The organism is Psychrobacter sp. 16-MNA-CIBAN-0192, assembly GCF_040309565.1.
Lineage (GTDB): Bacteria > Pseudomonadota > Gammaproteobacteria > Pseudomonadales > Moraxellaceae > Psychrobacter.
This window is the reverse complement of record NZ_JBEOOX010000274.1, coordinates 1-270: the sequence shown is the minus strand read 5'-3', so window position 1 is coordinate 270 and position 270 is coordinate 1. Positions and strand designations below refer to the sequence as shown.

General features: G+C 47.8%; 1 protein-coding gene. It reads left to right on the top strand.

Features of this window, described 5'->3' with window-relative positions:
- Window positions 1–270, top strand: a 270-nt coding sequence (locus AAEY78_RS13225) for a 3-dehydroquinate synthase family protein (protein WP_502943776.1), incomplete at both ends; no start/stop codon positions are given.

The window sequence follows — 270 nt, the reverse complement described above, 5'->3', positions numbered from 1 at the left end:
CATTAAATACGCACTTATTATGGATGCGGAATTTTTAACGTGGCTTGAGCACAATTTACCAGCGATGATGGCGTTAGATTTGGCAGTACTTGGCGAGGCGGTCAAACGCTGCTGTCAATACAAAGCCGATGTCGTGGCGCAAGATGAAAGAGAGTCGGGTGTACGGGCGCTATTAAATTTCGGTCATACTTTTGGTCATGTGATCGAAACCCACGAAGGCTATGGTAATTGGCTGCATGGTGAGGCGGTTGCCGTTGGTATGGTACAAGC